This window comes from Bacillus cereus group sp. BfR-BA-01316 (genome assembly GCF_022664195.1).
In the GTDB taxonomy this organism is placed as follows: domain Bacteria; phylum Bacillota; class Bacilli; order Bacillales; family Bacillaceae_G; genus Bacillus_A.
Genome location: NZ_JAKUGX010000007.1, coordinates 17,654 through 33,883 on the forward strand (window position 1 = coordinate 17,654; position 16,230 = coordinate 33,883).

The following is a 16,230-nucleotide window of genomic DNA, read 5'->3' on the forward strand; positions in this document are numbered from 1 at the left end:
ACCAATCATTTTAGTATACCATACAAAACTCTCCATTTGTCGCGCTTCGTTTTACCTTCTACAGAAAATAATTTACTTCGTCCATACCCTCTAACCGAGAAAACATCCCCCGGAAAACATTCATACGAAGTTTGCTCTACTGTTTTCCAATTGACTTTTACTAAGCCACCTTTTATAAGAGGCTGTACCTTCTGCCTAGATATATGCAGCATTTCAGCTAATAAAACATCTAGACGAAGTGACGAAACTGTTCCAGATTTTTCTCCCCACTTTTCACCTACACGCAAAATTTTCTCTACTTGTATAGGAGAGAGTGTGACTTTCATTTTCCCTATTGATTGTAAGTTCATTTCAATATAGGATACAACTTCTTTCGCAACTGCAATTTGGGCACGATCTTCTTGAAGCAAAATATCACCACATTTTTCCCTTGTTAAACCAAGTGACATGAATGCACCTAATATTTGCCTATGTTCTAGCGTGAAAAACTTGGAAGGGTAGTCAATTTCTAATACTTCTACTTGAAATTCCTCTTCATTTAATTCTAGATAATCTGGATAAATTAGTGCTCTTTTCCGTTCGGCTTCAGGCATCGCACCATCAAACCGTACAGCTACATCTCCTTGCCCTATTACCATAGAAACAATTTGTTGCTGTCTTGGATCAAGAAAATCTGTTAACTTGACTTGATGGTACTCAGCAGCCTGTTTCCACTCTAATACTTTATCCACAAAGACCTGTTCATCAGGTCTAAAATGCTCGTAGATGCTCATGTATTTAACCTCACACTATAAAAAATAGTTGAATAAACTTACTAAACCACCTCTAGCAAGTTTCAAGGCAATAATAGCAACAAGTGGAGAAATATCAATCATACCAAATGGTGGAATAAACCTCCTAAATGGCTCTAAATACGGTTCACAAATACGCGCAAGAAAATCTCCAAAAGCTGATTCCTTTGCACCAGGAAACCATGATAGGAGAATGTAAATAATTAGTGCCCACGAGTAAATCTCGATAGCAGTAAGTAACACTGTTAAAACTGTTGTCATGGCGTATTACCACCTCTTTATATTTGTCTCTTCTTCTTCACCGAATAACTCTGAAATCGCACCAACGATATCAACATTTTCAGGTGTACACATAAATGTTTTCGGGCCTATTTTTTGAATATCCCCGTCTATAGCGTATACAGTACCACTTAAAAAGTCAACGATACGTACAGCTTGATCTGTAGACATTCTTTGCAAATTAATTACAACAGCTCGTCTACCTTTTAAGTGATCCGAAATGCCTTGCGCTTCCGAATATGTGCGTGGTTCTAGTAAAACAACTTTTGAAGATTGCTTCGCTGTTTCAATACTCACTACATTTTGCTTCGGTTGCACTTTCGCAAACGGAACATCTTGTTGTTCTGGGGGATTTTGTTGCTTTTTCATGTCTGTTTGCTCCTTTTCATAACTATATTGAGCTGCTTCTTTTTCTTCCGGTGTGTCAAAAAAGAAGTATTTTACTTTTGACCAACTCATAATAACTTTCTCCTTCCTCCTACGCTTTTCCTACTAAAACCGTTCCCAAACGAATATATGTAGCGCCTTCCTCAATTGCAATCGTGTAATCATTTGACATTCCCATTGATAATTCTTTACATGGTGCATGTAATAATTCTAGCTCCTGCACCTCTGTTTGTAGCATGCGCAATTCCTTAAAGCAGCGACGAATCTCTTCCTCTTCTCCTGTAAACGGAGCCATTGTCATTAATCCTACCACTTCAATCTTATCCAATTCTTGCAAACTTTGAATAAAAGAAATTGTTTCTTCTATCGCCAATCCTTGCTTTGATTCTTCAGATGATGTTTTCACTTGAATAAAGCATTTAACTTTCTTATCAGCACGTTTTTGAATTTCTTTTGCAAGCGAAAGACGATCTAATGAATGTAAATAATCAATCTCATTAATGATTTCTTTTACTTTTCTCGTTTGCAATGATCCAATAAAATGCCAATTCACTTTTGAACCGAAATGCTCGTATTTTTGTAAGAAACCTTCATTTCTATTTTCACCTAAATCAATAATTCCTGCTTCAATTACTTCGCTTGTTTTTTCAATTCCTACAGTTTTTGTAACTGCAACGAGCTTAATATCTTTCATCGAACGTCCAGCTCGTACACAAGATTCTTTAATTGCTTCGTTTACATCTACTAAATTCCCTTGCACTGTCACTTACTTCACTCCTCCTTAAAACCTATGAAACTCAACATTCTCCCCGTCTTACCTTGATCACGACGATGAGAGAAAAATAATTGTTCTTCACAGCTTGTACAAAGAGATGACATTACAATATGTTCTTCTTTTATGCCTGCTTGTACACATAATATACGATTAACTTCTTTTAAATTAATTGCATACTGACCATCAGAAATTACTTTATAGGGAACAGATCCGTTTACTACTTGCTGTGTTGCTGTTAATACACGATCATCAACAACATAACAACATGATCCGATTGCAGGACCAATCGCGACATGAATTTCATCACTTGAAACACCTTCTGCATTCCACTTTTGAATCATTTCTTTCGCAATCTCTGTTACAGTCCCTTTCCACCCAGCATGCGCAAGTCCTATCATATCATGTGATGGTGCATAAAAATAGAGCGGAACACAATCAGCGTAACAAGATGTTAAGAGAACATCTTTGTTAGTCGTATAAATGCCATCCGTTTTTGGAATACCGTCTTCATATGAATAAATGCCTTTCCCTTTTTCTTGCACTCCTACTTTCTCAACATGATGGTCATGAACTTGTTCAGAGCAAATCCATTTTTCTAATGGTTTTTGTAACTTATTCGCTAAAATGCGTCTGTTTTCATGAACATTCTCCACGATATCATTCACATGTAATCCTAAATTCATCGCATGAAAGGAGCCTGTACTTACGCCACCATCTTTTGTCGTAAATCCAACAGTAATGTTTCCAAGTTCTTTCCACGCTTGTAAATACAGTATACCGTCCACATATTTAAATGGTTCTCTCATAAAAGCGGCTCCTTTTAATTAAAATAATAGAAAAAAGCATGGTACTTCCTGTCTATTTTACCATACTTTTATTTTTTCATAATGACAACTGAAAAAAAAGAGGAATTTGTAATATTCTTTATGAAATTGTCGGTGTTTGTATTGATTCTGTTACAGAATTAATATTATCTACTCTGACAAGTATGACATCTTCCCCAATTTTCATAATTTGCTCCCAAGGAATCACAAATTCTACTTCCTTTCCAAAGAGTCCTAGCATACGTGTCTGCTTGGAAATAATAACTGCCCTAATCTTCCCTGTGTCTATATCAAAATCAATATCTCCAATATTTCCAAGCCTTTTTCCATCTGAAATATTTACAACATCCTTCATTTGAAACTCCGAAACTCGTATCATATTCATCCTCTCCCTTATATCATGAATCGTAAGTACGCTCTCAAATAAAGTGAAACCTTAATCAGTGGGATTTTTCCCATCCCTACTGATTATTAGTCCATGCTAATCGGACTTTCACGGGTAGCTCCGCTTCCATCTAACTTCTTACTTCAGCCGAATTTCGAAGCGGATAAACAGTATATAACCGCTACTAATAGAACATCCATTTTATTTTCATTATATGAACCTACCCACTCTACTATGAGCGCAAAATATTATATATAAAAAAGACCTCACCATAACTGGTGAGGTCCTTTATCCTTGAATCGTCTTATTCATTTGCTTAATAGCAGACTTCTCCAAACGTGATACTTGTGCTTGAGAAATCCCAATTTCTTCGGCAACTTCCATCTGTGTCTTTCCTTGGAAGAACCGTTTTCGAATAATCATTTTCTCACGATCATTTAAACGCTTCATCCCTTCTTTCAACGCTAGTTCTTCAACCCACTGCTCGTCCTTTTGTTTTTCATCGCTTAACTGATCCATAACAAAGATAGGATCTCCTCCATCATTATAAATCGGTTCAAATAATGAAACTGGATCTTGAATAGCATCTAACGCAAAAACAATTTCTTCATGTGTCACTTCAAGAACTTTGGCAATATCCATTGCTGTTGGTTCTTTTGAATTTTCAGCAATCAATTTTTCTCTTACTTGCAACGCTTTATACGCAATATCTCGTAATGAGCGAGATACGCGAATTGGATTGTTATCACGCAAATATCTGCGTATTTCCCCAATAATCATCGGCACAGCATACGTTGAAAATTTTACATTTTGGCCTAAATCAAAGTTATCAATGGATTTCATAAGTCCAATGCAACCAACTTGAAATAAATCATCAACATATTCTCCTCTGTTATTAAATCTTTGGATGACGCTCAGTACAAGACGTAAGTTTCCATTCACTAATTTCTCTCTGGCGCTTATCTCTCCACTTTGCATTTCACGAAATAATTTACGCATCTCTTCATTTTTTAGTACTGGAAGTTTAGCTGTATCAACACCGCAAATTTCTACTTTGTTTCTCGTCAAAGTGTTCCCTCCTATCGGGAGTTGCTGTACAGTGTAAAGTATTTCCTTTGAAGGGGATTTTATGCATACGGTTTTTCCATCGTTTTTCACAAACATCATATTTCCTAATGCACAAAAAGAGAATAAGACCAGTCTAGATACCGACTGGTCTTATTCTTCACACCATTTTATTAAATTCTTTTCGTAATCTTTTTATAATTCTTTTTTCCAAACGAGAAATATAAGACTGTGAAATTCCAAGCATATCAGCCACATCTTTTTGTGTCTTCTCTTCGCCACCAGCGAGTCCAAACCGAAGCTCCATAATTTGTTTTTCACGATCGTTTAATTGATGCAATGCTTTCATTAAAAGATGACGATCTACAGTAGCTTCTAAATCTTTTGTAATAATGTCATCATCTGTACCTAAAACATCTGATAATAACAGTTCATTTCCGTCCCAATCAATGTTAAGCGGTTCATCAAAAGAAACTTCCGAACGATTTTTATTATTTCGACGCAAATGCATTAAAATTTCATTTTCTATACAACGAGATGCATATGTTGCTAATTTAATTTTCTTTTCTGGATTAAATGTATTCACTGCCTTAATAAGACCAATTGTTCCTATACTAATCAAATCCTCAATATTGATCCCTGTATTTTCAAATTTTCTTGCTATATATACAACAAGCCGTAGGTTACGTTCAATAAGCATCGACCTCGCAGCTTGATCTCCATTTGGTAATTTATTCAAAAGAACTGCCTCTTCTTCTTTCGTTAACGGCGGTGGCAACGCTTCACTTCCGCCAATATAATAAATTTCATCGGTCTTAATTCCTAATTTCAGCAATACTTTATACCAAAGGTATACCAAATAAAATTTAAATTTCACCATATTATCCCGCCTCTCATAATTAAGCAATTACCATCTTTTGCGAAATCAACATTTTCGGATGTACAATGCATTGATACTCTCCATTGGTAGATAATTGTTGTGTATTTAATCCAATCAGTACTTTGTTTACAACAATCGAACTACCTTCATGATAAACTCGCACACAATCTGGCTTAATTGCCCATAAAAATTGATTCTCTACTCCTACTGCTCGGAAAGGAATTAAACGTAGTTTCGTCGCCCATCCAGAATCATTTTCTGGTATTTGAGGAATTTCTGTTTTGGAATAAATTTGTTCTGTTAACCAAGCTGGCAAACAATGTTCTAATGATGAAATATGCATAATCATAACGGGTGTTTTCGTTAACGGGTCATAAAGTTGGTTCCCACTATCAATTAGGCCTGCTAGTTCTAGTTCCTCTCCAGCTAATTGAATTTTCACTTTCACGATTTGATCATAGTGTATCTTTGTGACCTCTACGCTTTCTATACGCTTTTTAGAAAAATAATAAATTACTGGAAAACCAAAAATAACAAACAACCAACTAATTGGATCACCGTAAGAAACTGATTTAGATTGAACTAATCCATTTACCATTTCGTTCGTTTGCAAAAAGTAATGCGTTCCAATTAATCCTCCACCAACCATAAAGGTTACAAAATAGAAAGTAAAAACAGTTTGTGCATAATTTCTAAATGTCGAAAACCCAAATGCTGTATACACAATAAGTAACGAGTACAATAGTTTCATAATTGGATGTGTCATCATAGAAGCAAAAGGCGTAAAGGCGAAAATAACAATAGTTGAACCTATAAATGCCCCTAACACAAGCCTCCATCTTTTGATTCTCTTTTTTAACACGGTGGCTGTTAATAAAAGTAAAAGAAAATCAATGCAGGCGTTTAACAACCAAACAATGTCGGCGTAAACAACCAAACAATTCACCTCTTTTTTTAAGTTGAGACTAGTATAATGCATATCCAATAGGAAAGTGTGTCAATTGGTGGAGGGATTTTTTTGTTATTTTGTGATTTCTAGACATAATCTGTCGGTAAAAAATAAAAGTGTATTTTTCATAGAATAATATAAATTTCTTACTTGTATACATAATAATTGAATTATATATATATACAAAATTTATCTTGCTATTTGCGGGCAGTAAGACCCCTGCCTCAAAATTCAGCTATACAAAAGTACAGAAGTTAAGTGGGAGTCGGGCTAACAATCATTTTTGGATGAACAACCCCAACTAATTAAATTTTCACTTTATTTATCACAGCTTATAGCTTAAAAATAGGACTGGACTCTCCATATGCAAAATAATAAAAAAAGATCTGCTTAGCAGATCTTTTCCATTTAGACAACAAAAAAAGGAGCATGAAAGCTCCTTTTCTTTTATCGTCTACGACGGTTACGTAAGAATGCTGGAATATCGATGTCATCTGAATCTGTATGACGATCATGCACAACCGGCTCTTCACGTTTCATTTCACGCTTAACTTCACGTTGTTTTGAAGGTTGAGCTACTGGCTGTTGTTGCTGTTGTGAATGATTCGCAGTCGGACGGATAATTGGTTTTGGTGGCTGCATCGAAGCACTATCATCAAAACCAGTTGCAATTACAGTGACAACGATATCATCTTTTAATCCTTCATTAATAACAGAACCGAAGATCATATTTACTTCTGGATCCGAAGCTGAAGCTACAATGTCTGCTGCTTCTTGTACTTCATATAAACTTAAGTTTGCGCCGCCCGTAATGTTCATAATAACACCTTGAGCTCCATCAATAGATGTTTCTAGTAATGGACTAGAAATCGCTTTTTTCGCAGCTTCAGCAGCACGATTTTCACCATTACCAGAACCGATACCCATTAAAGCAGAACCTCTATTAGACATAATTGTCTTTACGTCTGCAAAGTCTAAGTTAATTAGACCTGGTGTAGCAATTAAATCAGAAATACCTTGAACACCTTGACGTAATACGTTATCTGCTTCACGGAACGCTTCTAACATTGGCGTATTTTTATCAACAATCTCTAATAAGCGATCATTTGGAATTACAATAAGTGTATCTACATTTTCTTTAAATGACGCAATACCAGATGCAGCTTGAGTTGCACGTTTACGCCCTTCAAATGTAAATGGGCGTGTTACAACACCAACTGTTAACGCGCCTAGTTCTTTTGCAACTTGAGCAACAACTGGAGCTGCACCAGTTCCAGTTCCGCCACCCATACCAGCAGTTACGAAGACCATATCCGCGCCACGAAGCGCTTCTTGAATCTGTTCTTTACTTTCTTCTGCAGCTTTTTTCCCTACTTCAGGGTTTGCGCCTGCACCAAGTCCACGCGTTAATTTTCCACCAATTTGCATTTTCGTTTCAGCTTTTGATAGATTTAATGCTTGTGCATCAGTATTCACAGCGATAAAGTCTACACCTTGTACACCGTGTTCAATCATACGGTTTACAGCATTGTTTCCGCCACCGCCGACACCGATAACTTTTATATTCGCTAATTGATCTTGAGTAGTATCAAACTCTAACATGTCGAAATCCCCCTAGAACCTCATTTTTCGTGTCCAATTTTAATCCCATAAATAACGGAATACACGTTTTACTTTTGACATCATACGGTCATCATTTTGATTAGTATTGTTTTGATTACGAGTTTTTTGTTTCGCAGGTTGCTGTTGTACCGGCATTGGTGCTGGTACTGGTTCAAAATGTTCTTGCTTTTCCTGCACATTTTTCCCACGTAATTTAGCTTTTTGATAAGAATGTTTAATTAATCCAACTCCACTTGTATATTGAGGCTCACGAACACCAATATAATCAGGAGTTGCTATACGAACATTTTCATGTAAAATATCGTATGCAAGATCAAGAATACCTGGCATAGAAGCTATCCCACCAGTTAGTACATATCCAGAAGCTACTTGCTTTACTCCTAACTTACGCACTTCATCTTGAACAAACATTAAAATTTCCTCTACACGAGCCTCTATTATATCCGATAATTCCAACTGAGAATATTGTTCTGTTTGATCGCTTCCCATAATAGGAACCGTAAACATCTCTTCTTCAGATGCTGTATCATAAAAAGCATGTCCATATTTCAGCTTAATTTGATCTGCATTTTCTGTTGAAGTTTTCAGCCCAATCGCTATATCCTTCGTTATATGATCTCCACCTAATGGCAATACGCTCGTTGCTTGCAACTCTCCATCTTTAAAAATAGATAAGGTCGTAGATCCTCCACCCATATCAACAAGGGCTACCCCTCTATTTCTTTCATCCGAAGATAACGCAACTGTCGCTGCCGCTAAAGGTTGCAGACAAATATCAACAATTTCAAGACCTGCTTTTTCTACACAACGAAGTAGGTTATGTAGTAAAGTTCTCGAGCCTGTAATAAGTGTACCTTCCATTTCTAATCTTACACCGATCATCCCGCGTGGATCGTTAATCTCGTCAAGACCGTCTACAATGAACTGTCGAGGTACCACATCAATAAATTCACGTTCAGGAGCAATTGACACAACTTGCGCTGCATCTAGAACGCGTAAGACATCTTCATTCCCGATTTCACGATCTTCATTTGAAACAGCGACTACTCCGTGACACGGGAGCAACTGTACCTGGTTTGCATTGACACCTACTACAACTTGCTCAATGTGGATACCCACCATGCGCTCAGCCTGTTCAATTGCTTTTTTAATTGATCGAACAGTTTCATCTATATCAACTATCGATCCCTTCTTCAAACCATTTGATTTTACGTTTCCAACACCAATAATGTTTAAGCTGTCATTAACCATTTCACCAATGATGACTTTAACATTGGATGTACCGATGTCAAGACTAACATATATTTCATTGCTGTTCATTCTTTGGCACCTCCTTCTTTATTTATACCATACAACTCAATATATGGAACAACAATCGCAACTTTACTATTTATAAGAAAAATATTCAACGTCTTTATACGTTTCCCTTTTTTAACCTTATATTTTTCTTATTTTTATTTAACATTCATTTAAGAATATCGCAGTAACCTGTGAATAACTGCTCTATCTTGAAATAATTATATTTCAAGTGTAAAGATTACCGCCAAGTATAAGTCTACACTAAGATGTACTTGTAGAAAAGTGAAACTTGTACCAATCCTAGTATGAATCTAAGAAAATTTACATTTTTTTCATCAAATTAAGCATTCTTGCAAATTAGCATCCATATAAAAGAACGTTTGTTTCATTTCATACGTAATAACGCAGTAAAAACTATCATTCTATTCTTTCTTTTCTTCAGCACCTAGTTCCTTCGTATATGCACCCACTTCTAAGTCAATTAAAACCTTCTTACCAGGTTCAATTGTTTTTAAAATAAGTGGATAAGTTTCCATTCGCTTTGCGAAATTTTGAATAGTGGTGCTCACTTCATATCCTTCATTCATATATAAAGTAAGATGATCTTCATTTGCGTTCGTTGGTGTATAACGAATCTCAGAAATAGACCTTAAAATAGTCGGCGTTAATTTTTCTAGTTCTGCAATTAATTCCTTCATTTTTTCCTCTTTAAACGGTTCAAAAATTGGTGCTGCAACTGGAAGTTTTCCGTTCGGAAGTACATCGAGTGTTTTCCCATTTTCTAATAACGGTTGTAATTTCCCATCTTTGTTTATATAGCCAATTGTCAAATATTCTTCGATATGAACATCAATTTTGTTTGGGAAACGTTTTTTTACATTTACCTCTTTAATTTCTTTTCGTTTCGTTAAGTTTTCTTCTGCTTTATGTGCTGTTACTCGGAAATAACTCGTATCATATGTCACACCTGATTCCTTCATAACTTGTTCATCTGTCATATAATGATTTCCAAACACACTTATCTTTTTTATATTACTAAGCGGAGACCGAAAATAAATTAAAAAGAGTACTAATAAAAATAAAATCGATATGTATAAAATTAACCGATGATTAACAGGTTTCGTATTCTTGTTCTTTTGATTCTTTAATTTTGGTACACGATCTTGTAGTTCAATCACTTTACTATTTTTCATGTACGATCCCCCTATGTAACATAAAGAACGGCATGTTCCTCATGCCGTTCTTATCTTCTTATTATAACATAAATGATAATGAGCGGAACGAACAACCGTTATCTTCCAATTATTTCTACTTCTGTATGCATATCAACACCAAATTTATCCTTAATTGTACGCTTTACCAATACGATTAAGTCTAATACATCTTGCGCTGAAGCCACACCAGTATTAACAATAAAATTCCCATGCATTTCAGAAATTTGAGCTCCACCTATTTTATAGCCACGAAGCCCTGATTTTTCTATTAAATCTCCTGCAAAATATGGGACTGGATTTCGAAATATACTTCCTGCACAAGGGTGATTCCAAGGCTGCGTTTCACGGCGATACTCTTTATTCTTTTGCATGCTTCTTACAATTTCCTCGCGTTCGCCTACCTCCAATTGGAATTCAGCTTCCAAAACAATACCAGGGCGTTTCATTTGCAATACAGATGTGCGATAAGAAAATCCCATTTCGGTATTCGTCAACCAATTAATTGTTCCATTGTCAAACAAAATACGAGCTTTCGTTAATACACTCGATATGTCGGACTTATGAGCGCCTGCATTCATATACACTGCACCGCCAACACTTCCTGGAATACCACTTGCAAATTCCAAGCCCGCTAATCCCTGTCGACTAAGTAAAGTTGACAATTTAATAAGGGGATATCCAGCACCAACTCTTACTCTATGTTTTTCGACTTCTAAATGGTCTAATCCTTCTCCTAAACGAATAACCACACCTTCTATACCTTGATCAGATACGAGAAGATTTGAACCACGACCAATTGCAGTCCACCCTGTCTTGTACTTCTTTACTAACTCTAGCGTCTTCTCAATACCAGCAACATGCTTTGGCACAATTAAAATATCAGCTGGTCCGCCTATTTTCATAGTCGTGTAACGCGCTAACGGTTCATTAACTAACACGCGACCAACATTTGCTTCTAAAAGCTCTTTTACTAATTGTTCCATAGACAATCTCCCCCATATTAAGTCTCCTTATTACAGTAATATGCAGGGCGTTCACCTAATGTTATTTTTTAATAAGCTTGTTCATTACTTCATATAGCTTATTTGCTGCATCTGGAATACCAAGTTGCTTAGTAGCCAGTTTCATATTTTGTAATGTTTGTGTATCCAATAAAATCTCATCAATGTCACGAATAAGCGTTTCAGATGTTAAATCTTTTTCAAGTAGCATTTTAGCTGCTCCTTTATCAACAACTGATCGTGCATTTTTTTCTTGATGGTTATTTGTTACATACGGACTTGGAATTAATACACTTGGCTTTCCTAACGCTGTTAATTCTGCAAGCGTTGTAGCCCCTGCTCTTGAAACAACAAGATCTACACCCGTCAGTACCTCTGGCATATTATGAATAAAAGGTTTAATAATAACATTATTCGGATTCCCTTTTTGTTTCACGGCTTCCATAACTTTATCATAATGTACTTCGCCTGTTACATATAATACTTCGTAACTTTTATTCCCAAATTGTTCAATCGCTTCTACAAAAGCATCGTTAATCGGTCTAGCCCCGCGACTCCCACCAAAAATAAGCACGGATTTTTTAGAAGGGGATAGTCCTACCGAACGTTTTCCTTTCATTCCATTTTGGTCCATTACTTCTGATGCACGTGGATTACCTGTCATAACCACTTTTGACTGTGGGAAATGTTCTGCAGCTGCTTCAAAGCAAACTGCAACTTTATCGACATAACGACTTAAAAATTTATTCGTTACACCAGGTACACTATTTTGTTCATGTACAATAGTCGGAATACCTAATTTAGCCGCAGCATATACAACTGGCCCACATACGTATCCACCCGTGCCAATCACAATATCAGGGTTAAAACGACGAATATATCGTTTACTATCTTGAACACCTTTTAGGAAACGCATCACTGTTTTTACATTATCAAGAGATATTTTTCGTTTAAATCCACTTATAACAATAGATTGGAACTGAATACCCGCTTTCGGTACGATGGTACTCTCTAATCCATTCTCTGTACCAATGTATAAAAACCTTGCTTCTGGATTTAGTTTTTTTATTTCTCTAATTAAAGCAAGAGCTGGATAAATATGTCCTCCAGTACCCCCACCACTTACTAATACTCGCACTACTGATTCCTCCACTTCCCTGTTCTTATTCAATCGTATTTATTTCTATATACATATTGTATTTTCACACACACACGAAAAACCCTGTCTTTTAAACAGGGTTTAATAGCGAGAATGGCGACTTATATTCAATAATACACCTACTGCCATTAACATTAAGGTCAAACTTGATCCACCATAACTTAAAAATGGCAAAGTAATACCCGTAACAGGCATCAGTCCTGTTACAACACCAACATTAATCATTACTTGAATCGCAATCATCGCCACAATACCTACTGCTAAAAACGTACCATATAAATCTGGCGCTCCTAATGCTATACGAATCCCACGCCATAATAATAGACTAAATAATAATAACACAAATGAACCACCAATAAAACCTAATTCCTCGGATAAGATTGCAAATATAAAGTCTGTTTGTGGTTCAGGTAAATAAAGAAATTTTTGTCTACTTTGTCCAAGTCCAAGCCCAAATAAACCACCAGGTCCAATTGCGAGTAACGATTGGATAATTTGAAATCCACTTCCGAGTGGATCCGACCACGGATCTAAATATGATGTGATGCGTTTCATTCGATATGGCGCTGATGCAATTAACCCTACAAATCCCGCTGCACCAAGCAAACCAAACATTGCAAAGTGAAAGACCCTTGCTCCCGAAATAAATATCATAATAATACATGTCCCAACCATTACCGTTCCCGTACCAAGATCTGGCTGTAACATAATTATCCCAAAAGCAAGAAATACAAAACTAAGAGCCGGTAGTAAACCTCGTTTAAAAGATGTAATTAATTTTTGTCGTTCCGCTAAAAATTTTGCTAAGAAAATAATCATCGCGAATTTCATAAACTCTGACGGTTGGATAGAAAATGCCCCGATTCCAATCCAACTTCGCGCCCCCCCACGAACGAGACCTACTCCAGGAATAAGAACGAGAATAAGAAGAACGAAACAAACTAGCAAAATTACTTTTGAATACGTACGCCACACCCAATAATCAATTTTCATTAGAAAAAACATAGCTACTACCCCAAGACTTGCAAATAACAATTGTCTTTTTGCAAAAAAGAATGAATCCCCCATTTTATAAGAGGCCCAAACCGCACTCGCACTATAAACCATAATCATTCCGATTGTTAACAACGCAAGTGTAACGATGATGAGAATAAAATCAGGCGTTTTCTTCATTACCCATGAACACCACCTCTTTGGGCAGAACCTTTTGCCCTATGTAACAAAACATCAGTAGGTGTTAGCCTACTGATGTTTTGATTTACTTTATATAAGTTTATGCACAGCTTGTATAAAAATGTCTCCTCTTTCTTCAAATGTTTTAAATTGATCCCAGCTTGCACATGCTGGTGAAAGAAGAATAACATCACCATCGGTAGAATGAGCATAAGCTTTCACTACTGCATCATCTAAAGTATCGACACTTTCAATTACATCTAATCCTGCTTTTTCTGCAGCTCTTACTAATTTTGGTGCAGTTTGTCCAAATGTTACAATCGCTTTGACATGTTTAAAGTATGGAATTAAATCATCAAATTCATTACCACGATCAAGTCCACCAGCCAATAATACAATCGGTTGTGTAAATGCAGATAATGCTTTTTCTGTCGCTAGCATATTCGTCGCTTTTGAATCATTATAAAATTTACGATTATTAATCGTTGTTACATATTCTAAGCGATGTTTTACACCTGTAAAACTTTTTAACACAGCAGTAATTGCTTCATTAGAAACACCTAGTAATTTAGCAACACTCATTGCTGCTAAAATATTTTCTAAATTGTGCTTACCAGGTAAAACAATATCACTTACTTTAACTACTTTTTCGCCTTTAAAATAAAGAGCGTTATCTTTTATATACGCACCATCTTCAATTTCTTTCGTCGTCGAAAATAATACTTTCTGTCCTTTACTATATGCCGATAACGCCATGACATCTGCATCATCTGCGTTAATTACACTATAATCTGTTTCAGTTTGGTTTTTGAAAATATTCGCTTTCGCCAAACCATACTCTTTCTTCGTCCCGTGATAATCTAAATGCGCTTCAAATAAATTTAAAAAGGCTGCAATTTTTGGTTGGAACGATTCCACTCCCATCAATTGAAACGATGAAAGTTCCGTAACGACAACTTCATTTTCTTTCGCCAATTGTGCAACTTCACAAGCTACAGTACCTATATTCCCCGCAATAACTGGGTGCTTTTGTCCTTCTTTTAACATTTCAAACGTTAACATTGTCGTTGTTGTTTTGCCGTTAGATCCTGTAATCCCAACAAACGGTGCTGCTGAAATGCGATATGCTAATTCAACCTCAGTTACAATTGGAATTTGTTTTTCTTTCGCCGCCACTAAGAGTGGATTAGAATATGGAATTCCTGGGTTTTTTACGACAAGTGAAATGTTTCTCTCCAGCAATTCTAACGGATGCCCACCACATATAACATCCATTCCTTCCGCTTGTAACTCAGCAGCAAGCACATTACCCACTAATGGTTTCCCATCATTTACAATGACGTTTGCCCCTAATTTTTTTAATAAAGTAGCTGCTGCATAACCACTTTTAGCAATACCTAATACAAGAACATTTTTATTTTGATATTCAGTTACAGTTTTCAATTACATCCACACCCCGATATAAATTCCTAGCACAGCTAATAAAAATCCTACAGACCAAAACGTTACAACAACGCGCCACTCTGACCAACCACATAATTCATAATGATGATGTAATGGACTCATTTTAAAGACACGCTTTCCTGTTGTTTTGAACGAAATAACTTGGATAATAACAGATAAAGTTTCCGCTACGAATACGCCGCCAATAATAACGAGTAACAATTCTTGTTTTAACAAAATCGCTACAGCTGCGATAGCACCACCTAAAGCTAGAGAACCTGTATCCCCCATAAATACTTTCGCTGGATTCGCATTGAATACTAAAAAGCCAAGTACAGCTCCTACAACTGCCATACAGAAAATCGCTACCCCAAATTGTTCTTGAGCTACAGCAATAATACTAAATGCTCCGAATGCAATAGCAGCTGTTCCTGATAATAAACCATCTAAACCATCTGTTAAATTAACCGCATTTGATCCACCAATAAGCATAAATAATACAAGAACAAAATATGCCCAGCCTAATTCAAATTTAACATCAGTTCCCGGAATCATGATATAAGTGTGAAATGCTTGCCCTTTTCCAATTAAAAAGAACGCAATAGCAATTACAAGCTGACCAATCAATTTTTGTTTTGATGTTAAACCAAGATTTCTTTTCTTTACTACTTTTATGTAGTCATCTAAAAATCCGATTAATCCGTACCCAAATGTAACTAATAATAACAATGATACTTCTGCACCTAAATTGTTAAATTTAATCGCCATAATAAGCGTAGTCACCATCATAGATACATATATGACAATACCACCCATCGTTGGTGTCCCTGATTTCTTTTGATGTGACTTCGGTCCTTCGTCACGAATACTCTGTCCGAACTTTAACTTTCTTAAAAATGGAATAAATAATGGCGAAAGGGCAACAGAAATTAAGAATGCTACCCCAGCCGTTACTAATAAACCTTGTTCAAGCACATGTAGTC

General features: G+C 36.2%; 17 protein-coding genes. All 17 read right to left on the reverse strand.

Translation table 11 applies throughout. The annotated features are described in order from the left end of the window. Positions 1 to 5 precede the first annotated feature (5 nt). Positions 6 to 773, reverse strand: a complete 768-nt coding sequence (locus MR071_RS08100; RefSeq protein WP_105584743.1) for a YlmH family RNA-binding protein — start codon at positions 771 to 773, stop codon at positions 6 to 8. A gap of 15 nt (positions 774 to 788) precedes the next feature. Next, entirely contained in the window at positions 789 to 1,052 is a 264-nt protein-coding gene (locus MR071_RS08105) for a YggT family protein (RefSeq protein ID WP_002088250.1), read from the reverse strand. Between the two features lie 6 nt (positions 1,053 to 1,058). Beyond that, positions 1,059 to 1,529 (reverse strand): cell division protein SepF, encoded by a 471-nt coding sequence (locus tag MR071_RS08110; RefSeq protein ID WP_105584742.1) that lies wholly within the window; start codon positions 1,527 to 1,529, stop codon positions 1,059 to 1,061. A gap of 19 nt (positions 1,530 to 1,548) precedes the next feature. Beyond that, positions 1,549 to 2,223, reverse strand: coding sequence for a YggS family pyridoxal phosphate-dependent enzyme (locus MR071_RS08115; protein WP_105584741.1), 675 nt, complete (start codon positions 2,221 to 2,223; stop codon positions 1,549 to 1,551). 5 nt (positions 2,224 to 2,228) lie between these two features. After that, complete coding sequence (pgeF, locus tag MR071_RS08120; RefSeq protein ID WP_242235670.1) at positions 2,229 to 3,038, reverse strand: peptidoglycan editing factor PgeF; 810 nt, start codon at positions 3,036 to 3,038, stop codon at positions 2,229 to 2,231. A 118-nt stretch (positions 3,039 to 3,156) separates the two neighbouring features. Further along, positions 3,157 to 3,435: a YlmC/YmxH family sporulation protein gene (locus tag MR071_RS08125; protein WP_105584739.1), complete on the reverse strand. Its 279-nt coding sequence runs from the start codon at positions 3,433 to 3,435 to the stop codon at positions 3,157 to 3,159. Between the two features lie 294 nt (positions 3,436 to 3,729). After that, complete coding sequence (gene sigG / locus MR071_RS08130; RefSeq protein WP_000197755.1) at positions 3,730 to 4,509, reverse strand: RNA polymerase sporulation sigma factor SigG; 780 nt, start codon at positions 4,507 to 4,509, stop codon at positions 3,730 to 3,732. 157 nt (positions 4,510 to 4,666) lie between these two features. Then, positions 4,667 to 5,386 carry an RNA polymerase sporulation sigma factor SigE gene (gene sigE, locus MR071_RS08135; RefSeq protein WP_002128857.1) on the reverse strand — a complete coding sequence of 240 codons (720 nt, stop codon included), beginning with the start codon at positions 5,384 to 5,386 and terminating at the stop codon, positions 4,667 to 4,669. Between the two features lie 19 nt (positions 5,387 to 5,405). Continuing rightward, positions 5,406 to 6,323: a sigma-E processing peptidase SpoIIGA gene (spoIIGA, locus tag MR071_RS08140; protein ID WP_142395765.1), complete on the reverse strand. Its 918-nt coding sequence runs from the start codon at positions 6,321 to 6,323 to the stop codon at positions 5,406 to 5,408. Positions 6,324 to 6,782: 459 nt separating this feature from the next. Continuing rightward, complete coding sequence (ftsZ, locus tag MR071_RS08145; protein ID WP_105584737.1) at positions 6,783 to 7,937, reverse strand: cell division protein FtsZ; 1,155 nt, start codon at positions 7,935 to 7,937, stop codon at positions 6,783 to 6,785. Positions 7,938 to 7,976: 39 nt separating this feature from the next. Further along, on the reverse strand, positions 7,977 to 9,278 hold the full coding sequence (gene ftsA, locus MR071_RS08150; protein WP_105584736.1) for a cell division protein FtsA: 1,302 nt from the start codon (positions 9,276 to 9,278) through the stop codon (positions 7,977 to 7,979). A 401-nt stretch (positions 9,279 to 9,679) separates the two neighbouring features. Beyond that, positions 9,680 to 10,450 carry a cell division protein DivIB gene (gene divIB / locus MR071_RS08155; RefSeq protein WP_105584735.1) on the reverse strand — a complete coding sequence of 257 codons (771 nt, stop codon included), beginning with the start codon at positions 10,448 to 10,450 and terminating at the stop codon, positions 9,680 to 9,682. A gap of 98 nt (positions 10,451 to 10,548) precedes the next feature. Next, on the reverse strand, positions 10,549 to 11,454 hold the full coding sequence (gene murB / locus MR071_RS08160) for a UDP-N-acetylmuramate dehydrogenase (RefSeq protein WP_105584734.1): 906 nt from the start codon (positions 11,452 to 11,454) through the stop codon (positions 10,549 to 10,551). Positions 11,455 to 11,515: 61 nt separating this feature from the next. Then, positions 11,516 to 12,610, reverse strand: coding sequence for an undecaprenyldiphospho-muramoylpentapeptide beta-N-acetylglucosaminyltransferase (murG, locus tag MR071_RS08165; RefSeq protein ID WP_242235674.1), 1,095 nt, complete (start codon positions 12,608 to 12,610; stop codon positions 11,516 to 11,518). A 102-nt stretch (positions 12,611 to 12,712) separates the two neighbouring features. Further along, positions 12,713 to 13,804, reverse strand: coding sequence for a stage V sporulation protein E (gene spoVE / locus MR071_RS08170; RefSeq protein ID WP_078184359.1), 1,092 nt, complete (start codon positions 13,802 to 13,804; stop codon positions 12,713 to 12,715). 90 nt (positions 13,805 to 13,894) lie between these two features. Beyond that, on the reverse strand, positions 13,895 to 15,247 hold the full coding sequence (murD, locus tag MR071_RS08175; RefSeq protein WP_105584732.1) for a UDP-N-acetylmuramoyl-L-alanine--D-glutamate ligase: 1,353 nt from the start codon (positions 15,245 to 15,247) through the stop codon (positions 13,895 to 13,897). After that, positions 15,248 to 16,222 carry a phospho-N-acetylmuramoyl-pentapeptide-transferase gene (gene mraY, locus MR071_RS08180; RefSeq protein WP_002014738.1) on the reverse strand — a complete coding sequence of 325 codons (975 nt, stop codon included), beginning with the start codon at positions 16,220 to 16,222 and terminating at the stop codon, positions 15,248 to 15,250. It lies immediately after the preceding gene. Between the last annotated feature and the right edge of the window lie 8 nt (positions 16,223 to 16,230).